Raw genomic sequence first — 19669 nt, 5'->3', positions numbered from 1 at the left:
TCCGGCTAGTGGTGCAGCAGGGCCATGGCGACGGCCTCGGGGCTGTGGCCGAAGTGCTCGATGACCTGGACCTGGATTTCGCCGACGACGCCACCGAGGATGGCGCCGACCGCGATCATCGTGGGCTCGTCGTCCTTGAACACCGGCCGCAGAATCGACTCGTACTCCTCGTTGGTGAGCTGGCCCATCTTGTCGATGATGGTCGTTTCGAGGTCCAGCGCGCTCATGGCGTAGTCCTGGGCCTCGACCAGTGTGGTGGGGAGCCGTTCGAGCACCATCTTCACCATGTTGTCCTTGAAGGCGTTGTACCGCTGCGTGCCGACGGCGAATTTGACCAGCGGGGTCGCGATGCCGGTCTGAGCATCGATGGCTGCTTCGACCTCCTTGCCCACCAGCGCGAACAGCTTGTCGGAGCCCGGTCCGCGCAGCACGCCGTCGAACAGGATCTCGGGTGAGAACAGGTCCTGGGCCAGGATCCGCGCATAGTCCGCGGTGATCTTGTCGCGCTCGGCGTGCAGCAATCCCTGGAACGGGATGAAGCCGAGGTACTTCGTCGGCCGCACCGGCCGGAACAACATGTTGAGCGCGATGTAGTCACTGATGAGACCGACGCCGAAGCCGAAGGCCGGCATGATCCACGGATTCTGGAACAGCGCCCACGCGACCATCTGGACCAGGCCGATCGCGAGCCCGAAGTAGATCCCGCTGCGGCGGACGAAGGCCATCGCGTTGTCGCCGAGCCCGCGCATCAGTTTGTTGAGCTTGTCCTTGTTCCGGACCAGCGTCGTGACCGCCAGGTACTGGATGTCGACGAACCGGTTGAGGTCCGACCGCATCTCGGTGAGCATCTTCTCCACGATCTTCGGCGTCTGATCGTGGACGCGCGCCATGATCGCCTTGCGCGCCGCATCGGGCAGTGAATCCCACAGTCCGGGCCGGATCTGCTCGGCGATGTCGCGGGAGATCTCGTCGACCGCCTGGGTCAGTGGCTCGCGCAACGTGTCGACGGCTTCTCTGGCGTCGACCTTCTCCAGCAGCTCTTCGGGTTTCAGAAGGTTCTGGGTGAGCAGCTCGATGGTCTTGGATCCCACCTTGCCCGCGCGGCGGGGCACGATGCCCTGCCAACCGAACAGGCCGATGCCCTTGAACTCCATCGGCCGGTACAGCATCTCCAGCGCGACGATCTTGGTGCTCCACCCGACGAAGGCGGCGACGAACGGCATGGACAGATAGATCAGCCAATTGACGCCGAAATCTGCCTTGATCTCCTGCCAGGTCTGGATCGCGAGAAGTGTCTCGCTGCCGCTCATGCGGTTACGAACCGTCCCGTTGGACCGCGGCCTCCCACAGGCCGCGACCCAGGCCTGACAGCGTCAGGGTCAGCTTGTCCACCCGCGCGGTGAGTGGCCCGCGCGATGCGCCCTTGATCGCCCGCAACACCATGGGCTCGGCCATGAGCACCTCGTACTCGGACTTCTGCGACGGATCCTCTGGACCGGTCTCGACCAGACCCAGCGACAGCAGATGGCCGACGTACTGCGGGACCATGGCGGGCAACGCCACATTGGCGGTGCGACCGATCAGGCAGGCGTTCTCCAGCACGGCCTGCCCCGGCGTCCGGGCCCGTGTCCAGGTGTAGACGTTGACCAGTGGCGAAGCCGCACCCTCCGACAGAGCGCCGATGATCCGTGCTTCGTCGGCGACCAGCTGGTCGAGCAGGCGGTGGTAGAGCTCGACCTGGCTGCCCGTGGTGCTCTGGTCCAGGGCGCGGTCCAGCAGCCGGTCCATCTTGTTGTTGAGCGATCGGGCCGTCGGTTCCTCGGGCGTGGCGATCGTCGCGGGCCTGGGCGTCGATGCCGAATCGATGGCCTCCAGCCGGTTCTTCACCAGGGTGGCCAGCTGTTCCTCGCCCCAGGCGGCCAGTTTCATGCTGGTCTTGGCGGCATCGAGCGCGCGATCGGCGATTCCGAACGGGTCGTAGCGCTTCGGAACGAGCGGGCGGGGATTGCGCGGGGTGCGGATGGCGATCGCGATGTCACCGACCGGAGTGGCCCATCTGAACGCCCGGCGCTGGTACCCGTGCTTGGCGGGCTTGTCCTCGGGCACGTTCGGTTCGGTCGTCGTGATCTCGTCTGCCATCGCCGTTCGATCCCCCTCGAGTGGCTGGTTGCGCCCCTGGGGCGACGGTGTGAGCCAGATGTCAAGCCGCGGTCGAGCCGACCGGCGGCATCTGATTATGGGGCACGGTACCCGGTCGGTGCGGGGCCGAGTGCGCCGTACCTGACCGGCAAGAAGCACCTGACCGGCGTTATCACAACCATCCCCGAAAAAATCGCCGGCTCCGGGAACAAATCCTGTGAAACCCCCGTTGACCCCATCGACAGCAAGTTGAGTGAGAGTGACTCAAGTCTGGGTTGACAACCTATGCTCATCCGGAGCAAGCTTGAGCGCAGTCCGCTCAGACCCCATATCTCTAACAGGAGGCAACACCATGGCTCGTGCGGTCGGTATCGACCTCGGGACCACCAATTCATGCGTCGCGGTCCTGGAAGGCGGCGACCCCGTCGTCGTCGCGAACTCCGAGGGCTCCCGGACCACTCCGTCCGTCGTCGCGTTCGCGCGCAACGGCGAGGTGCTGGTCGGCCAGCCCGCCAAGAACCAGGCGGTGACCAACGTCGACCGGACCATCCGTTCGGTCAAGCGTCACATGGGCACCGATTGGACCGTCGAGATCGACGGCAAGAACTACACGGCGCAGGAGATCAGCGCCCGTGTGCTGCAGAAACTGAAGCGCGACGCCGAGGCGTACCTCGGTGAGGACATCACCGACGCCGTCATCACGGTGCCCGCGTACTTCAACGACGCCCAACGCCAGGCCACCAAGGAAGCCGGCCAGATCGCCGGCCTCAACGTCCTGCGCATCGTCAACGAGCCCACCGCGGCCGCCCTGGCCTACGGACTGGACAAGGGCAGCAAGGAACAGACCATCCTGGTCTTCGACCTCGGTGGCGGCACGTTCGACGTCTCGCTGCTGGAGATCGGCGACGGTGTCGTCGAGGTGCGTGCCACCTCCGGTGACAACCACCTCGGTGGCGACGACTGGGATGACCGGATCGTCGAATGGCTGGTCGACAAGTTCAAGGCCACCAGTGGCATCGACCTGACCAAGGACAAGATGGCCATGCAGCGGCTGCGTGAAGCGGCCGAGAAGGCGAAGATCGAACTCAGCTCCTCGCAGAGCACCTCGATCAACCTGCCCTACATCACCGTCGACGCCGACAAGAACCCGCTGTTCCTCGACGAGCAGCTGACCCGCGCCGAGTTCCAGAAGATCACTCAGGATCTGCTGGACCGCACCCGTCAGCCGTTCCAGTCGGTGATCAAGGACGCCGGCATCTCGGTCGGCGAGATCGACCACGTGGTGCTGGTGGGTGGCTCGACCCGCATGCCCGCCGTGACCGACCTGGTCAAGGAAATGACCGGCGGCAAGGAGCCCAACAAGGGCGTCAACCCCGACGAGGTTGTCGCCGTGGGCGCTGCGCTGCAGGCCGGCGTGCTCAAGGGCGAGGTGAAAGACGTTCTGCTGCTTGACGTCACCCCGCTGTCCCTCGGTATCGAAACCAAGGGTGGCGTGATGACCAAGCTGATCGAGCGCAACACCACCATCCCGACCAAGCGGTCGGAGACCTTCACCACCGCTGACGACAACCAGCCGTCGGTGCAGATCCAGGTCTTCCAGGGTGAGCGCGAAATCGCCGCGCACAACAAGCTGCTCGGCTCCTTCGAGCTGACCGGCATCCCGCCGGCCCCCCGCGGCGTGCCGCAGATCGAGGTCACCTTCGACATCGACGCCAACGGCATCGTGCACGTCACCGCCAAGGACAAGGGCACCGGCAAGGAAAACACGATCAAGATCCAGGAAGGCTCCGGCCTGTCCAAGGAAGAGATCGACCGGATGATCAAGGACGCCGAGGCGCACGCCGATGAGGATCGCAAGCGTCGCGAAGAGGCCGACGTCCGCAACCAGGCCGAGTCGCTGGTCTACCAGACGGAGAAGTTCGTCAAGGAGCAGCGCGAGGCCGAAGGCGGTTCGAAGGTCCCCGAGGACACCTTGACCAAGGTCGACGGCGCGATCGCCGAGGCGAAGTCGGCGCTGGAAGGCTCCGACATCTCCGCGATCAAGGACGCCATGGAGAAGCTCGGTGTCGAGTCCCAGGGTCTGGGCCAGGCGATCTACGAGGCCACCCAGGCTGAGCAGGCCGCCGGTGGATCGGGCGGAGCTGCCGATTCGGCCAACGCGGACGACAACGTGGTGGACGCCGAAGTTGTCGACGATGACCAGGAGACCAAGTGAGCGAGAACGATTCGCACGAGCCGGTGACCATCACCGACAAACGGCGCATCGATCCCGACTCCGGTGAGGTTCGTGAGCAGGCGCCGGCCCCCAGTGGGCCGGCGTCGGCCGCCTCCGCTGCTGGGGAGTCGGCGAGCGATAGCGACGAGGTTGCCGAGCTCAAGGCCACGCTGCAACGCGTGAAGGCCGAATACGACAACTACCGCAAGCGGGCGCTGCGCGATCAGCAGGTGACCGCGGACCGGGCCAAGGCCGGCGTCATCACGCCGCTTCTGGGTGTGCTCGACGACCTGGACCGGGCCCGCAGCCATGGTGACCTGGAATCCGGACCGCTCAAGTCGGTCGCCGACAAGCTCGTCGGTGCCCTTGAAGGACAGGGCCTTTCCGGATTCGGCGTGGAGGGTGACGAGTTCGACCCGTCGCTGCACGAGGCCGTGCAGCACGAGGGCGAGGGCACCCATCCCGTGGTCGGGACCGTCATGCGCCGGGGCTACCGGATCGGTGACCAGGTGGTCAGGCACGCCCTCGTCGGCGTGGTCGACACCGTTCCCGAGGCCGAAGCCGGGGCTGATTCCCCGTCGGGGACAGCGGATAACGCTGACGCCGCCGGCGATCAGGCCGCAGAATCAGACAAATAGTCCATCCAATAGAGAGAAGAGGTAAGGAGGTGGCGCAGCATGGCCCAACGCGAGTGGGTCGAGAAGGACTTCTACAAGGAACTCGGCGTCTCCTCTGACGCCAGCGCCGACGAGATCAAGAAGGCCTACCGGAAACTGGCCTCCGAGCTGCATCCCGACCGCAATCCCGATGCGGGAGCGGCGGAGCGGTTCAAGACGGTTTCTGAGGCGAACAGTGTTCTGTCGGACCCCGCGAAGCGCAAGGAGTACGACGAGACCCGTCGGCTGTTCGCCGGGGGCGGGCGTCGGTTCAACCCGGGCGGGAACTTCAGTGGCGGATTCGGTTCCGACGGAGCCGAATTCAACCTGGGAGACCTGTTCGACGCAGCCGGCCAGAGCGGCGGCGCCAACATCGGTGACCTTTTCGGCGGGCTGTTCGGGCGCGGTGCGCAACCGCGGCCGAGCCGGCCTCGCCGGGGTAACGACCTGGAAACCGAAACCGAGCTGTCCTTCTTGGAGGCCACCAAGGGCGTGGCCATGCCGCTGCGGCTGACCAGCCCGGCCCCCTGCACCAACTGCCATGGCAGCGGTGCGCGGCCGGGCACCAGCCCGAAGGTGTGCCCGAACTGCAACGGCTCCGGTGTGGTCAACCGCAACCAGGGAGCGTTCGGATTCTCCGAGCCCTGCACCGAGTGCCGGGGCAGCGGCTCGATCATCGAACACCCCTGCGGCGAATGTCAGGGCACCGGCGTCACCACCCGGACCCGCACCATCAACGTGCGGATCCCACCGGGTGTCGAGGACGGTCAGCGTATTCGGCTGGCCGGCCAGGGCGAAGCCGGGCTACGAGGTGCGCCGTCGGGCGACCTCTACGTCACCGTGCACGTGCGTCCGGACAAGGTGTTCGGGCGTGACGGCGACGACCTGACCGTCAGCGTTCCGGTCAGCTTCCACGAGTTGGCGCTCGGGACAACGCTTTCCGTTCCCACCCTGGACGGCAAGGTCGGTGTGCGCGTGCCCAAGGGCACCTCCGACGGCCGGATCCTGCGGGTGCGCGGACGCGGGGTACCGAAACGCTCCGGCGGCCACGGTGACCTGCTGGTCACGGTGAAGGTCGCGGTGCCGCCGAACCTGGAAGGTGAAGCGGCAGAGGCGCTGGAGGCATATGCGAAAGCCGAACGGGCCAGCGGATTCGATCCGCGGGCCGGATGGGCAGGCAACATATGAGCCAGCGCAAAGACGAAGCCCGCACGTTTTTGATCTCGGTGGCCGCCGAGCTGGCCGGTATGCACGCGCAGACCCTGCGCACATACGACCGGCTCGGCCTGGTCAGCCCGCAGCGCAGTTCCGGCGGCGGGCGCCGCTACTCCGAGCGTGACGTCGACCTGCTCCGTGAGGTGCAGCGGTTGTCACAGGACGAGGGCGTCAACCTGGCTGGGATCAAGCGCATCATCGAACTGACCAATCAGGTTGATGCGTTGCGCACGCGGGTTTCCGAGTTGACCCAGCAGGTCGAACAACTCAGCGATCAGCGACGCGACGTTTCTGTGGCGTCCAAAGCGGTCGTGCTGTGGCAGCCACGTCGAGGCGCGCGCTAGCCGATTTTGATCGAAAAGATGGCCGTCTCCGGAGTTCCGGGGGCGGCCATTCTGTATTTGCCGCGGCGCAACGCATCGGTGGGTGCGCTCATCGGCTCGATGCCCACCACGTCGTCGCTCAGCGGCGCGAACAGTTGCGCAGCCGAATAACCCGCGTCGAACCTGACCTCGACCCGGTGACTTCCGCCGGACAGCCAGAACACCGCACCCGCCTCGACGGCATCGAATCCGTCGTCGAGTTCGGTGGTGCCCAGCCGTCTCGTCCCGCCCGGCCAGTCCGGGGATTCGCCGGTGGGCAGGCCCCGGTCATCGACGAGCAGGTGCCGCATGGCGGGGGTATGCAACTGCCAATCCTCGCGGGGCACACCGGGAATCGTCACGTACGGGTGGTAGCCGTAACACAGCGGCACCGACTGCTCGGACGTCGCGGCCACCGTGGTGGACACGGTGAGGGTCCGATCGGCCAGCGTCACCGCCATGGTCAGACGGTGCGGGAACGGGAACGTCGCCAGCAGCTTCGGGTGGGTACCCCAATCCAGGTCCGCTCTCAACACGTTCTCGGAATCCTCGGTCACCCGCCAGTCCGGATTGGCGGCGAGCACACCGTGCATCGGCGCCCCGTGCGCGTCGGCGCGCACACCGTCGACCCCGGGCGTCAAGCGGACGGTGGTGTCGTCGACGCGGTACTCGTTGGCGCTCAAGCGGTTTGCCCACGGGTAGAGGATCGGGATGCCCATCGTCTTGCCGTCGGTGAGGTAGGCCTGCAACCCGCGCCGCTGGCCCAGGTACTCGACTGCACCGTCGGCCAGCGAGGTGCAGATCATCCCCGCGGCCGGAACATACGTGGCCGTCAGTGATGACGACGGGTCATGCAGGGTGACTGTTCGAACCGCGGTCATGGCGCCAGTCTGGCATCCTCAGCGCGTCAGCGGGTCGTGCTGGATCCGCTCGGCCGGAGCGCCCCGCTCGACCAGGGCTGCCTTGGTGGCGGTGACCATGTCCGGTCCACCGCAGATGAGGATCTGCCGATCGCCCCAATTGCCGTACCTGGTCACCACTTCGGCCAGGGTGCCGGTTTGGCGCACATGCAGACCGCGCGGCGGCTGGACGTTCGGGTACTGGCCGGCCCACGGGGGATCGGTGCTGTACTCGGACACCGGGGTCACCGACAGCCACGGGTTTGTCGAGGCGATGTGCCACAGCGTCTTCAGGTCGTAGAGGTCGCACGGATAGCGGCCGCCGAAGAACAGGTGCACGCGGGGATTCTCGCCGTGCAGCGTCATGTCCATGATGATGTTGCGCAGCGGGGCCAGCCCGGTGCTGCCGGCCACCATCAGCACATCTTCGCCGTCCCGGTCGACGTGCAGCCCGCCGTGCGGGCTGGACATGCGCCAGCGGTCCCCGATCTTGGTCTCGGCGACGATGGCGGTGCTCACCATGCCGCCGGGGACCGACCGGATGTGGAACTCGATGCCCCCGGAGCGGTCGGAGGGGACGGCCGGACTCAGGTAGCGCCACCGGCGCGGCCACTGAGGCACCTGCACGGTGACGTACTGGCCGGGGTGGTAGAACAGCGCCTGGTCGAGTTGGAGCCGGATCACCGAGACGTCCCGGGTGACCCGGTGGTGCTCGATGACGGTGCCGTCGCAGTACGCGGGGGAGTCCTCGGCGTCGGCCGCCCCGCGCATCACCCCGATGATCAGGGCCACGGCGTCGCGGGTGGCCTCGGCCAGCCGGTCGTCCCAATCGGACTCGAGGTGGCGGCGCAGCGCGTTGTAGAGCGCCTCCTGCATGGAGTCGTAATGACTCTGCGTCACACCGTATTTGCGGTGGTCTCTGCCGAGCTGAGCCAGGAATGCCACCGGCTCCTCGGCGCGCTGGGCGATCAGCTCCCCGAACAGCCAGGTCAGTGCGCGGGCAAAGACATCGCGCTGGCTGTCCATGTCGGGAGGGAACAGATCGCGGGCCGAGAGGTCGGTGGCGAACCACTGGGTGTAGAAATCGCGGATCAGCGTCGCGGAGCCCTGGTCGGGGTCGACAGCGTTCTGGAGTGTCTCCAGTGCTTGACGGTCATCGAGTCCCACGGAGTCGCAGTCTAGGCGCGGTGCGCCCGGGCCGCCGCAATGCGGCGATGATCACCAATGTCAGTCCGGCGAGCACCCAGCAACTGAGCACGACGATCGCCAGGTCCGCGCCCGCCCCGCCGAAGTACGCGGTCGATCGCAACAGCGTGGCAGTGGCGCCCTGCGGCAACAGCTGGCCGAGCTGACCCCATCCGGCGGGCAGCATCTCCGGTGCGGCCGTCAACCCGGACAGCGGGTTGCCCAACAGCAGGGCCAGCGCAGCACCTACCGCCAGGCCGACCTTGCCGAACAGAGACCCCAGGCCGAGGACGAACAGGCCGGCTGCGGCTATCCCGAGGGTCAGCCCTGCGGCCACGCCCCAGAAGTTGGAGTCGATCGAGCCGAACACGTACTGGAGCAGCGCCGCGACCGTGGTGCCTGCGAACGCGGAGAACACGATTGTCGCGATCAGGCGGGTCCACACCTCACGCTTCAACACCAGCACCAGCGCGATGGCAGGCAGCATCCCGGCCAGGGTGATCGGCAGGGCAGAGGCGGCCAGTCCGGTTCCGCGCGGGTCCTGGTGGGTGGGCGGGGCCAGGTCCTCGGTGTGCAGGGTCACGCCGGAATTCGCGGCGATGCCGTTGCCGATCTGGGTGAGCAACTGCGCGACGGCGGGGCTGCCTCCGGTGGCCGTCAGCAGGGTCGGCCCCTGCGGGCCGAAGGCTATGCCGCCATAGACGTTTCGGTTGAGGATCGCCTCACGTAAGGCGTCCTCGCCGGGGTAGTAGGTCACCGAGAATGCGCCCGGGGCCTGCTGTTGGAGGCGCTCGGCGATCTGGCTGGTGGCGGCCTGGGGCCCGGCGGCGCCGATCGGGAGGTCGTGCGGCTTGGAACGCGACGCCGGTAGGGCGAACGCGATGGCCACGATGGCGATCGCGATGGTCAACACGGCGACGATGCCCGCGGCGCGCAGTGCGGCGGGCGGTTCGTGTTCGGGTGCTGCGTGGTGGGCGGGCGCGGCGGTCTGTGTCGAGAGCATGTTCCCTCTTTTCATCCGACGTTGAATTAATCGGTTGAGATGAGGGTAGGCGCCATGGGTCCAGTTTTCAACAGTCATTGAAATGATAGTGTCGATGTATGGCTTCACCTGGGAAAACTGCTACGCGGCGCGGGCGCCGCCAGGGCGACCCGGTCTCCCGCGACGCTGTGCTGGCGGCGGCCAAGCAGCGCTTCGCGGCCGAGGGATACGAGAAGACGACACTGCGGGCGATTGCCTCGGACGCGCACGTCGACGCATCGATGGTGCTCTATCTGTTCGGGTCGAAGGCCGACCTCTTCCGGGAATCGCTGCGGCTGATCCTGGACCCCGACGTACTGGTGGCTGCCCTGGAAGGGCCGGCCGACAAGATCGGCGAGCGCATGGTGCGCGTCTACCTGAAGATGTGGGAATCGCCGGACACCGCAGCCAGCATGCGGGTCATGCTGCAGTCGGCAACGTCGAATTCCGATGCGCACGTGGCATTTCGAACGTTCATGCAGGACTACGTGCTCGCGGCGGTGTCAGGCGTGCTCGGCGGTGGCGAGCAGGCCCGGTTGCGGGCCATGCTCGCCGCATCGAGCCTGGTGGGTACCGCGATGCTGCGGTATGTGATGGCAGTGCCGCCGATGGCGACGCTCGACGGTGAAGACGTCGTGAGACTGCTCGCACCGACGGTGACCCGCTACCTCACCGCCGATGCGGCCGAGCTGGGGCTGCCTGACCTGTAGGTGGTCAGTGCGCCTGGTCGGAGTGCCGCGCGATGAGCGCGAGTTCGGCCTCACCGGCCTGTTCGGGGGTGGCGAACGGCATGTTGGTCTCCACGAAGTCGCGGGCCTCACGCAACTCCATGCCCTGCTCGAGGAGCATGTTCACCACGCCGACGTGCACCACCGCCGTCGCCTTCGCGGCGGCGACGCCGGCCACGACCCGGATCTCGTCGGCCAGCTGAGCCTCGGTCAGGGTGGTCACCCTCGGGTCCAGGTCCACCTGGGCGACGGAGCCGTTGAGATAGGCTGTGACGGCGACGGTGCCCGGCGGGTTGACGGCCTGGACCACCGGGATCTGCTCTTCGTCTTCGGCATTGGGTTCGGCGTCGAAGGTGTCGAAGTCGTCGTCCTCGTCCTCCTCGACATCGTCGGGCGCGTAGTCCGGCAGGGCATCGAGACCGGACGCATCGTCATCGAGCACCGGGGTGTCGAAATCGAGTGCGTCGAGGCCGTTGCCGTCGTCGGCATCGTCCCAATCGTCGGGACCGTGAGGCGTCATGTGTCATTCCCTTGCGGCGGACGGCTGTCTTGCTCAACTGCCTTCGAACTGATTCCGGCCCAGGGTATCGACGAAGGTGGGGCCGCGGTGTTCGAGCTCAGCCAGATATTCGCCGGCCCAGGTGCCGAATGGCCGGTGCGCCAGGTATTCATTACGGAACCGGTCGTCTTCGGACACCTCGGAAACGCAGAACGCCGGAATTGCCAGATCGACCACGGGACTACCTCGCTCGACCTCCGACAGCAATAGTGGTGCGTTTCTGCCGAGGAACTGATCGATGATCCAGCCGTCCTCGCCGAGCCACATCGAATAACGGACTTTCGCGATGACGTGTTCGGATCGGCCGACGATCTGCGCCGCCACCAATGGATCGAGTTCGCGTTCGGCCTCGTAGCGGGTACCGCCGACGGCAGGGCCTTTGGCCGTCATGGTCCCCAGCGATTCCTCGCCCAATGTCACCACGAGTTCGGCCGGGGTGGCATCCAATTCAGCGGGAGCCGGCCCCTGCACCCGGACACGCACCGCGTATCCGTCGGATGCGAACAGATACGCCTGCACGATCAGCGCAGGTGTGGGATCGGATGCCGCCGCCGCGGGCAATTCGCGGACAAAGAACTTCCGCTCGAATTCGAAATCACCGAAACCGGATTCGGACATGCGCACACCGTAGCCTGATCCGGACTGAATACGTCGCCTATAGAGCGTGAATTCCCTTGTAGAGCACGAGCAGGCCGATCACCACCAGAATCGCCGCAACCAAGACTGCGTGGTTGCGTTCCATCCATTCCTTCAGCCGGGCCAGTGCGGGGTCCAGTCGCTCGCCGGACACCGCGTACGCGAGGATCGGCAGGGCCACCGTCGACCCCGCGAACGCCACGAAGTACAGCCCTGCCGCCCAGACGCCCGGCTGACCGAGGCCGGCGCTGCCGATCGCCAAACCTGCTGCCACGCAGATGAACAGCACCTTGGGGTTCACCACGGTGAGCGCCAGGCCGGCGGCACCCGCCCGGGCCGGCGTGAGCTTGCTCAGGCTGGCCATCCACTTGGGGCTGTGCTCTGACTGTGCCCGGGTGAGAAAGCGGTACACACCGAAGACGATCAGCGCGACGCCCACAACGATGCGCAACCACGACGCCCACGTCGGTGGCTCGTCGAGCCGGCCGAACAGGCCGGAGACGCCGACGAAGATCGCCGTCAGCGCGGCCAGGCCGAGAAACCATCCGGCGAGAAAGGACAGGCCCGCCGGCCGGGGGCGCGGGCTGTGTAGCACCAGGACCGCCGGAATGATCGACAGCGGTGACAGCGCCACCACCAATGCCAGCGGGATGAGTTCGGCGAAAACCGAGCCCCAGCTTTCCGTCATGAGCAAAACCTAGCAACGCTCACCAACGTCCGGCCGCGATGTCCTCAACTGCGTCGGCCGCATGTCCCGGCCCGCCGTGGGCGTGGATCTCCGCGCGGATGGTGTCGAGATTCAACCGGACCTGCTGATCGGCCACGACACCGAGGACGGCGTCGCGGATCGCGCCCACGCCGGGCAGATGGTCCGGCAGGTGACGGCCGACCCCGATGGTCTCCAGGCGGGTGGCGTTGGCCGGCTGATCGACGGCCTGCGGAATCGCGACCATCGGCACACCGAACCACAATCCCTCGGTGCACGAACCCATGCCGGCGTGAGTGATGAAACAGTCGGCCGATCGCAGCACAGCCGGTTGGGGAACGGACTCGCGCAGCTGAACCCAGTCAGGTACCGGACCCAGATCGTCGGCCTCGGCATGGCCGGTGGCCAGCACCAGCCGCCAACCGTGCCCGTCGAGTGCCTCGATCACGTTGCGGTACACGTCGGCTCGTTCGGTGTAGGCGGTGCCGAAGGCCAGCAGGGCCAGCGGACCGTCTCCGGCCGGCGGGCTCCAATCGCCCGGATTCGCGCGTCGCGGGTCGATGCACGGTCCGACGAACCGGTAGCGATCGCCGACCCGGTCGGAGTTGCGTTGCATCACCCGCGGGATCAACACCAGGCATCGCCGAGGCGCGCCGGTCACGTCGTCGAACGTCAATCGCGAGCGGGAATCGGTCAGCCAGTCGTCGAACGCCCGGCGGTAGGCCAGGCCGCCGGGACTGCCGAGGATCGGACCGAGGACCTCGGCCATGTCGTCGTGGTAGCCGTCCCAGGCCACCTCGCTGGGCGACAACTGCGCCGCGGGGACGCCCCAGTGGTCGGCGGCCACGGGGCCCGCCATGCCGCCGATGTCGTAGAGCACCAGGTCTGGCCGGTCGGCGTCGAGGGCGGCGTGGACCTGCGGCAGGACATGCACCGCCTCGTCGAGGAACATCCGCATGCCGGCCACCGGGTCGGCTTCGGCGAAGGATTCCGGCGCGCCGGGCGCCCCCGGCAGCACCGAGGTGCAGGCGATGACGTCGGCCCCGGTGGGCGCGACCAAACCGGCCAGATGGCCTCCGACCAGGTAACTCACCCGATGGCCGCGGCGTACCAGCTCGTGAATCACCGCCAGATGGGGGTACATGTGGCTGGGTGCGGACGCGGCGACGACGGCGATGTGGGAGGGGAAGGGCACCCCGTCGAGTGTGCCCGGGAAAAATTTTTAAAGTTGAGCGGAACAGACTCAACCTTGACTACGTTGTACATCGCGACAAGCATTTTCCACGTAGCCCATTTGGCCGTGGACAGACATAGAAGGGGAGGTGTCGTGGACTCGTTCAACCCGACCACGAAGACCCAGGCGGCGCTGACCTCGGCGTTGCAGGCGGCCACCGCCGCAGGCAATCCACAGATCACCCCCGCCCATTTGTTGATGGCGTTGCTGACGCAGAACGACGGTATCGCCGCACCACTGCTGGAGGCGGTCGGAGTCGAGCCCGCGACGATCCGTGCGGAAGCCGAGCGCATCATCGGCCGCCTGCCGAGCGCGAGTGGTTCGAGTTCGCAACCGCAGCTGTCGCCCGAGTCGATCACCGCGATCACCACGGCGCAGCACCTGGCAACCGAGATGGACGACGAGTATGTGTCCACCGAGCACCTGATGGTCGGCCTGGCCACCGGGAGCTCCGAGGTCGCCAAGCTTCTGACCAATCACGGTGCTTCGCCGCAGGCGCTGCGTGAGGCATTCGTGAAGGTGCGCGGCAGTGCCCGGGTGACCAGCGCGGACCCCGAGGGCAGCTACCAGGCGCTGGAGAAGTACTCCACCGACCTGACCGCCGCCGCGCGTGAGGGCAAGCTCGATCCGGTCATCGGCCGCGACACCGAGATCCGTCGTGTCGTACAGGTACTGAGCCGCCGCACCAAGAACAACCCGGTGCTCATCGGCGAGCCCGGCGTCGGCAAGACCGCGATCGTCGAGGGCCTGGCCCAACGCATCGTCGCGGGTGATGTGCCGGAAAGCCTGCGGGACAAGACCGTCATCAGCCTGGACCTCGGGTCCATGGTGGCCGGCGCCAAGTACCGCGGTGAGTTCGAGGAACGCCTCAAGGCTGTCCTCGACGACATCAAGAACTCGGCCGGCCAGGTCATCACGTTCATCGACGAGCTGCACACCATCGTGGGCGCCGGTGCCACCGGCGAGTCCGCGATGGACGCGGGCAACATGATCAAGCCCATGCTGGCCCGCGGTGAGCTGCGTCTGGTCGGCGCGACGACCCTCGAGGAGTACCGGAAGTACATCGAGAAGGACGCCGCCCTGGAGCGCCGCTTCCAGCAGGTGCTCGTCGGCGAGCCGTCTGTCGAGGACACCGTCGGCATCCTGCGCGGCCTCAAGGACCGCTACGAGGTGCATCACGGCGTTCGCATCACCGACTCCGCGCTGGTCGCGGCGGCCACGTTGAGTGACCGCTACATCACCAGCCGGTTCCTGCCGGACAAGGCCATCGACCTGGTCGACGAGGCCGCGTCTCGCCTGCGCATGGAGATCGACTCCCGGCCTGTCGAGATCGACGAGGTCGAGCGGTTGGTCCGTCGCCTCGAGATCGAGGAGATGGCGCTGTCCAAGGAAGAGGACGACGCGTCCAAGGACCGGCTGGAGAAGCTGCGCGGCGAGCTGGCCGACTACAAGGAGAAGCTCGCGGAGCTCACCACTCGTTGGCAGAACGAGAAGGGCGCCATCGACATCGTCCGCGAATACAAGGAGCAACTGGACACCTTGCGCGGTGAGGCCGACCGGGCCGAGCGCGACGGCGACCTGGCCAAGGCCGCGGAGCTGCGCTACGGGCGTATCCCCGAGGTCGAGAAGAAGCTCGACGCCGCGCTGCCCGTGGCCGAGGCCCGCGAGAACGTGATGCTCAAGGAGGAGGTCGGCCCCGACGACATCGCCGACGTGGTCGAGGCGTGGACCGGCATTCCCGCCGGCCGGATGCTCGAAGGCGAGACCGCCAAGCTGCTGCGCATGGAGGAGGAGCTGGGCAAGCGCGTCATCGGCCAGAAGGCGGCGGTGACCGCGGTGTCGGATGCGGTGCGCCGCAGCCGCGCCGGGGTGGCCGACCCCAACCGGCCGACGGGTTCGTTCATGTTCCTGGGCCCGACCGGTGTCGGTAAGACCGAGCTCGCGAAAGCGTTGGCGGAGTTCCTGTTCGACGACGAGCGCGCGATGGTCCGCATCGACATGAGCGAGTACGGCGAGAAGCACTCGGTGGCCCGTCTGGTCGGTGCGCCTCCGGGGTACATCGGCTACGACCAGGGTGGTCAGCTGACCGAGGCCGTGCGCCGGCGTCCGTACACGGTGGTCCTGTTCGACGAGATCGAGAAGGCGCACCCGGACGTGTTCGACGTGCTGCTGCAGGTGCTCGACGAGGGCCGGTTGACCGACGGCCAAGGCCGCACGGTCGACTTCCGCAACACGATCCTGATCCTGACCTCCAACCTGGGTGCCGGTGGCACCGAGGAACAGGTGATGGCCGCGGTGCGGGCGGCGTTCAAGCCGGAGTTCATCAACCGGCTCGACGACGTGATCATGTTCGACGCGCTCAACCCCGAGGAGCTGGTGTCGATCGTCGACATCCAGCTGCAACAGCTGCAGAAGCGGCTCGCGCAGCGCCGGCTCACCCTCGAGGTGTCGCTGCCCGCCAAGACTTGGCTGGCCGAGCGTGGTTTCGACCCGCTCTACGGTGCCCGTCCGCTGCGGCGACTGGTGCAGCAGGCCATCGGCGACCAGTTGGCCAAGATGCTGCTGGCAGGCGAGGTGCACGACGGTGACGTGGTGCCGGTCAATGTCAGCGCGGATGGCGACGGCCTCGTTCTGGGCTGATCCAGCCTGACGAAAAGACGCAAAAGTGCCCAATTCCCATCGGAATTGGGCACTTTTGCGTCTGCTCGCGCGGCACGGCCAGGTCCTATTCGGAGACCGTGGCGTCCGAGGCGGACTACACCACCCGCATCGTCGTCATCTCGCCCAAGGATGCGGCGAAGTCCAACGGCACCGTCATCGTCGAATGGCTGAATGTCAGCGGCGGCATCGACGCGCCCGCCGTCTGGTTCATGGCGCACCGCGAGATCGCCCGTGCGGGCTTCACCTACGTGGCGGTCTCGGTCCAGCAGGTGGGTGTCGAGGGCGGGACGAGCCTTGTCGGCGCCGAGATGTCATTGAAAGCGCAAGACCCACAGCGCTATCGCGAGCTACACCATCCGGGGGACCCCTTCGCCTACGACATCTTCACCCAGATCGGACGTCTGATCCGCGAGGGTGCGGTCGACGGTCTGCGTCCGGATACCGTTCTGGCGGTGGGTGAGTCGCAATCGGCGGCGTTCCTGACGACGTACGTCAACGCGGTGGACTCGAGCGCCGCCACGTATGACGGCTTTCTGGTGCATTCTCGATTCGGCAACGCAGCACCGCTCGATGACACGAACGTCTTCGGTGACGCCGGGGCGATCGCGGCGGTGCCGTTCCGCGCGGATCTGCGGGTTCCCGTGCTCACCGTGCTCACCGAAACGGATGTCGTCGGCGGCTTCCGCGTGGGCTATCACGCCGCGCGACAGGAGGACAACGAATTTCTGCGGGCCTGGGAAGTGCCGGGCACGGCGCACGCCGACAACTACACCGTCCGCGTCGGTTTCATCGACGACGGGTCCACACCGTTGGACGATATCGTCGCGGCGTATGCACCCACGGATGAGCGGATGGGGACGCGATTGTCGTACTACCTCAACTTCGCTCCCCAGCATCACTATGTGCTTCAGGCCGCGATCACCGCGCTCAACGCCTGGGTGCGCGCCGGCACTCCCGCTCCGAGCGCACCGCCGATCGCCTTGACCGGCGGCAATCCGCCCGGAATCGCCCTGGACGCGAATGGGATCGCAGAGGGCGGAGTCCGCACGCCATGGGTCGATGTCCCGATCGCGTGGACGTCGGGACTCGCGAAGGACGAGAGCCCCATGTCCTTCCTGTTCGGGTCCGGCGAGCTCTTCGACACCGCGAGGCTGTGCGAGCTCTACCCCGAGGGCATCGAGGCGTACCTCGACCAGTTCACCGACGCACTCGACCAGACAATCGAGGCCGGGTTCCTTCTCCCCGCAGACCGCCCGGAGATTCTGAATCTTGCGGCCGCGATGTTTCCGGCCGTCAGATGTTGAACCGGCCGGCGAATCCGCGCAGCGGCACGTCGGCGCTCGTCAGCAGCCCCGGCGGTGCCTTGACCACCGAGGCGATGGCGTTGAGTGCGGGCAGCCCGGTCACCGTCATGCCGATCGAGGCGAACGAGTCCGGATCGGACAGGTCCACACCGGGTTTCGGGAAGATCATGTGCTTGTTGTAGACGCACGGGTCGCCTTTGATCTGGGTGATGTAGCAGCCCTTGATGTCCCAGCTTGGATCGGTGTGCGGGGTCATCTGCCATTCCAGGTGGGTCTCGACGCGCGGCACTCCGTCGACGATGCCCTGGTACTTGATGTAGTTGCCGCCCAGCGATCCCTTCGGCAGGGTGTACCAGCCCAGGTCGACATCCTTGGTGCAGGCGCCGAGTTCGTAGGTGAACTTGACCTCGTCGAGTTCCAGCCCGAAGCAGTCGGCCATCATCAGCACGCTGTCGGCGAAGACCCGGGTGTACTTCTCCAACTTGGCCGGGATCGACGGATCGTCGACGGGCAGGCCGTAGCCGACCTCGATCCAGGTGTCCTTGCTGTGATGGCATGACACGTCGACGGATTCGATGGTGGTGACGTTCTCGATCTCGGCGACGTCGGCCGAGCACACCACGCCAAGGATCTGGTTCACGCCGGGGTTCATGCCGGTGCCGTAGAACGTCGAGGAGCCCTTCGCGCACGCCTCGGCCAGCAACCGGGACACCGGCTTGCCGGACGGATGCGGGTGGTTGGTGTCGCGGTGCCAGCCGGTGATCCAGTCCGCGGTGGTGACGATGTTGATGCCGGCCTCAAGGACATTCACGTAGAGGTCCTCATCCGGAAAGACACCGTGGAACGTCAGTACGTCAGGCTTGGCCGCGATGATCTCCTCGATCGAACCCGTCGCCGTCACCCCGATCGGATCGATGCCGGCGATCTCGCCTGCGTCTCGGCCGACCTTTTCCGGTGTGTAGCAGTGCAATCCGATGAGTTCGAGGTCGGGCCGCTTGCCGATGCGTTTGATCATCTCGGTGCCGACGTTGCCGGTCGCCACCTGGAATACGCGGATCTTCTCGGTCATATGAGATCGGCCTTTCGCCGTGATGTTGGATTGGCGGCTCCGCCACCGGAAGCCAGATCTGCGGCGCTACCGCCCAGACCGTCTGGATAGAACTGCATGGCCCACTTGCGGATTGCGGTGAAGCCCTCGTACTCGGCGGTGGCCAGCGCCGGAGGATCGGAGTAGCGCTGGTGCGACCAGATGTGGATGTCCTGGGTGAACTGACGGATCACCTCGTCGCCGAACTCGGTGGCCCTTTTTCTGGACTTTTCCAGTGTGGCCGCGTCTGTTTTGCCGGGGGTCCGGCCGATATAGACCATGAACCGCACGTCGGAGGTCGATTCGTCGACCGGGGTGACCGCCGAGATGGTGCGGTTGTCGATCATTCCCCAGCTCTTGGTCACCGCGATGCCCAGACCGCCGTTGATCGCCTCGACACCGCTGCGCACGTCGTCGATCGACTGTTGATCGTCGCCCTCGAACGTGATGGTGAAGTCGACGTAGGAGATCGGTGCGGCGAAGTCGTGGCGGGTGAACACCGGCACGATCGGGGTCTGGTGCACGAACTTGAAGTGCGCGAAGTCGACGCCGTTCTCCAGTACGTACTGCGGATGCAGCTCGAGTCCTTCGCGGAACAACCTCTGCTGGGGGTAATAGTCGGCGGCGCTGCTGCCGTCGGCGAACGACGCGAACACATCCGGCGCCTCGAAGAACGGCTCTCGCCCCTCGATGTCGTGCCAGATATAGATGACCTCGTTGAGCTCGGCGACGGGGTAGGTGCGCATCCGGCGGCCGCGGTTGGGCCGGTCCTGGTACGGGATACAGACGTTGCGGCCCTCGGCATTCCACTGCCAGCCGTGGAACGGGCACTGGATGACCTCGCCGACCACCTGGCCGCCGAACCCCAGGTGGGCGCCCAGGTGCTCGCAGAAGGCGTTCATCACGGTCACCTGCCCGGATTCCGAGCGCCAGGCGACCATCTCCTCGCCGAAGTACTTCATGGCATGTACAGCCCCGACGCCGACCTGGTCTGACCAGGCGACTTGGAACCATCCTGTCGGCTTCATCGACAACGGTGGTTTGGCCATGACGCGAATCGTA

At 66.4% G+C, this 19669-nt stretch carries 18 protein-coding genes; 7 read left to right on the top strand and 11 right to left on the bottom strand.

Annotated elements, in window-relative coordinates; translation table 11 throughout:
* Nucleotides 1–5 precede the first annotated feature (5 nt).
* Both EH231_RS27645 and EH231_RS27640 read right to left on the bottom strand, forming a co-directional pair.
* Entirely contained in the window at nt 6–1310 is a 1305-nt protein-coding gene (locus tag EH231_RS27645; RefSeq protein ID WP_124713753.1) for a DUF445 domain-containing protein, read from the bottom strand.
* 4 nt (nt 1311–1314) lie between these two features.
* Nucleotides 1315–2139, bottom strand: coding sequence for an Abi-alpha family protein (locus EH231_RS27640; protein WP_124713752.1), 825 nt, complete (start codon nt 2137–2139; stop codon nt 1315–1317).
* 352 nt (nt 2140–2491) lie between these two features.
* On the opposite strand from EH231_RS27640, the gene dnaK reads away from it, so the two are divergent.
* From dnaK to EH231_RS27620, 4 genes are read left to right on the top strand one after another with little or no spacing between them, the layout of a single operon-like run.
* Nucleotides 2492–4354, top strand: a complete 1863-nt coding sequence (gene dnaK, locus EH231_RS27635; RefSeq protein ID WP_124713751.1) for a molecular chaperone DnaK — start codon at nt 2492–2494, stop codon at nt 4352–4354.
* On the top strand, nt 4351–4992 hold the full coding sequence (gene grpE, locus EH231_RS27630) for a nucleotide exchange factor GrpE (RefSeq protein ID WP_044515353.1): 642 nt from the start codon (nt 4351–4353) through the stop codon (nt 4990–4992). The genes dnaK and grpE overlap by 4 nt, the downstream gene beginning before the upstream one ends.
* Before the next feature lie 39 nt (nt 4993–5031).
* On the top strand, nt 5032–6198 hold the full coding sequence (gene dnaJ / locus EH231_RS27625) for a molecular chaperone DnaJ (protein WP_044515354.1): 1167 nt from the start codon (nt 5032–5034) through the stop codon (nt 6196–6198).
* Complete coding sequence (locus tag EH231_RS27620) at nt 6195–6569, top strand: heat shock protein transcriptional repressor HspR (protein WP_090424116.1); 375 nt, start codon at nt 6195–6197, stop codon at nt 6567–6569. Before dnaJ ends, EH231_RS27620 begins: the two co-directional genes overlap by 4 nt.
* Here EH231_RS27620 and EH231_RS27615 read toward each other — a convergent pair.
* Genes EH231_RS27615 through EH231_RS27605 form a run of 3 tightly spaced genes read right to left on the bottom strand, consistent with a single transcriptional unit; the run spans nt 6566 to nt 9674 of the window.
* A complete protein-coding gene (locus EH231_RS27615) occupies nt 6566–7468 on the bottom strand; it encodes an aldose 1-epimerase (protein ID WP_124713750.1) in 903 nt (300 codons plus the stop codon). The two genes, EH231_RS27620 and EH231_RS27615, sit on opposite strands and share 4 nt — an antisense overlap.
* 18 nt (nt 7469–7486) lie before the next feature.
* On the bottom strand, nt 7487–8653 hold the full coding sequence (locus tag EH231_RS27610) for an FAD-binding oxidoreductase (RefSeq protein WP_124713749.1): 1167 nt from the start codon (nt 8651–8653) through the stop codon (nt 7487–7489).
* Nucleotides 8640–9674 carry an ABC transporter permease gene (locus EH231_RS27605; protein ID WP_124713748.1) on the bottom strand — a complete coding sequence of 345 codons (1035 nt, stop codon included), beginning with the start codon at nt 9672–9674 and terminating at the stop codon, nt 8640–8642. The genes EH231_RS27610 and EH231_RS27605 overlap by 14 nt, the downstream gene beginning before the upstream one ends.
* Nucleotides 9675–9772: 98 nt before the next feature.
* Between EH231_RS27605 and EH231_RS27600 the strand changes: the two genes are divergently transcribed.
* Nucleotides 9773–10402 carry a TetR/AcrR family transcriptional regulator gene (locus EH231_RS27600; RefSeq protein ID WP_124713747.1) on the top strand — a complete coding sequence of 210 codons (630 nt, stop codon included), beginning with the start codon at nt 9773–9775 and terminating at the stop codon, nt 10400–10402.
* 4 nt (nt 10403–10406) lie between these two features.
* On the opposite strand, the gene EH231_RS27595 is transcribed toward EH231_RS27600, so the two are convergent.
* From EH231_RS27595 to EH231_RS27580, 4 genes are read right to left on the bottom strand one after another with little or no spacing between them, the layout of a single operon-like run.
* The gene (locus tag EH231_RS27595; RefSeq protein ID WP_124713746.1) at nt 10407–10940 is read right to left on the bottom strand and encodes a hypothetical protein; all 534 of its coding nucleotides are present in this window, start codon (nt 10938–10940) and stop codon (nt 10407–10409) included.
* 33 nt (nt 10941–10973) lie between these two features.
* Entirely contained in the window at nt 10974–11597 is a 624-nt protein-coding gene (locus tag EH231_RS27590; RefSeq protein WP_090424122.1) for a CYTH domain-containing protein, read from the bottom strand.
* Nucleotides 11598–11634: 37 nt separating this feature from the next.
* Nucleotides 11635–12303: a GAP family protein gene (locus tag EH231_RS27585; protein ID WP_090424123.1), complete on the bottom strand. Its 669-nt coding sequence runs from the start codon at nt 12301–12303 to the stop codon at nt 11635–11637.
* 19 nt (nt 12304–12322) lie between these two features.
* Nucleotides 12323–13516, bottom strand: a complete 1194-nt coding sequence (locus EH231_RS27580; RefSeq protein ID WP_241177815.1) for a macrolide family glycosyltransferase — start codon at nt 13514–13516, stop codon at nt 12323–12325.
* A 132-nt stretch (nt 13517–13648) separates the two neighbouring features.
* Here EH231_RS27580 and clpB point away from each other — a divergent pair, with 132 nt between their 5' ends.
* The gene (clpB, locus tag EH231_RS27575; protein ID WP_090424125.1) at nt 13649–16195 is read left to right on the top strand and encodes an ATP-dependent chaperone ClpB; all 2547 of its coding nucleotides are present in this window, start codon (nt 13649–13651) and stop codon (nt 16193–16195) included.
* A gap of 44 nt (nt 16196–16239) precedes the next feature.
* The gene (locus tag EH231_RS27570) at nt 16240–17520 is read left to right on the top strand and encodes an alpha/beta hydrolase domain-containing protein (protein WP_277425642.1); all 1281 of its coding nucleotides are present in this window, start codon (nt 16240–16242) and stop codon (nt 17518–17520) included.
* On the opposite strand, the gene EH231_RS27565 is transcribed toward EH231_RS27570, so the two are convergent.
* On the bottom strand, nt 17510–18589 hold the full coding sequence (locus tag EH231_RS27565) for an NAD(P)H-dependent amine dehydrogenase family protein (RefSeq protein ID WP_124713744.1): 1080 nt from the start codon (nt 18587–18589) through the stop codon (nt 17510–17512). The two genes, EH231_RS27570 and EH231_RS27565, sit on opposite strands and share 11 nt — an antisense overlap.
* The gene (locus EH231_RS27560) at nt 18586–19656 is read right to left on the bottom strand and encodes a Rieske 2Fe-2S domain-containing protein (protein ID WP_124713743.1); all 1071 of its coding nucleotides are present in this window, start codon (nt 19654–19656) and stop codon (nt 18586–18588) included. Before EH231_RS27560 ends, EH231_RS27565 begins: the two co-directional genes overlap by 4 nt.
* Between the last annotated feature and the right edge of the window lie 13 nt (nt 19657–19669).

It is taken from the genome of Mycolicibacterium nivoides (assembly GCF_003855255.1).
Taxonomy (GTDB): Bacteria; Actinomycetota; Actinomycetes; order Mycobacteriales; family Mycobacteriaceae; genus Mycobacterium; species Mycobacterium nivoides.
Note: the sequence above shows the minus strand (reverse complement) of the source record. Positions and strands in the feature narration are given on the sequence as shown.

Bases quoted from the DNA above. Each gene is read 5' to 3' on its own strand.
- EH231_RS27585 (WP_090424123.1), bottom strand. From the start codon at position 12,303: ATGACGGAAAGCTGGGGCTCGGTTTTCGCCGAACTCATCCCGCTGGCA.
- EH231_RS27640 (WP_124713752.1), bottom strand. From the start codon at position 2,139: ATGGCAGACGAGATCACGACGACCGAACCGAACGTGCCCGAGGACAAG.
- EH231_RS27595 (WP_124713746.1), bottom strand. From the start codon at position 10,940: ATGACGCCTCACGGTCCCGACGATTGGGACGATGCCGACGACGGCAAC.
- EH231_RS27645 (WP_124713753.1), bottom strand. From the start codon at position 1,310: ATGAGCGGCAGCGAGACACTTCTCGCGATCCAGACCTGGCAGGAGATC.
- dnaK (WP_124713751.1), top strand. From the start codon at position 2,492: ATGGCTCGTGCGGTCGGTATCGACCTCGGGACCACCAATTCATGCGTC.
- EH231_RS27590 (WP_090424122.1), bottom strand. From the start codon at position 11,597: ATGTCCGAATCCGGTTTCGGTGATTTCGAATTCGAGCGGAAGTTCTTT.
- EH231_RS27620 (WP_090424116.1), top strand. From the start codon at position 6,195: ATGAGCCAGCGCAAAGACGAAGCCCGCACGTTTTTGATCTCGGTGGCC.
- EH231_RS27565 (WP_124713744.1), bottom strand. From the start codon at position 18,589: ATGACCGAGAAGATCCGCGTATTCCAGGTGGCGACCGGCAACGTCGGC.
- dnaJ (WP_044515354.1), top strand. From the start codon at position 5,032: ATGGCCCAACGCGAGTGGGTCGAGAAGGACTTCTACAAGGAACTCGGC.
- EH231_RS27600 (WP_124713747.1), top strand. From the start codon at position 9,773: ATGGCTTCACCTGGGAAAACTGCTACGCGGCGCGGGCGCCGCCAGGGC.
- EH231_RS27615 (WP_124713750.1), bottom strand. From the start codon at position 7,468: ATGACCGCGGTTCGAACAGTCACCCTGCATGACCCGTCGTCATCACTG.
- EH231_RS27605 (WP_124713748.1), bottom strand. From the start codon at position 9,674: ATGCTCTCGACACAGACCGCCGCGCCCGCCCACCACGCAGCACCCGAA.
- EH231_RS27560 (WP_124713743.1), bottom strand. From the start codon at position 19,656: ATGGCCAAACCACCGTTGTCGATGAAGCCGACAGGATGGTTCCAAGTC.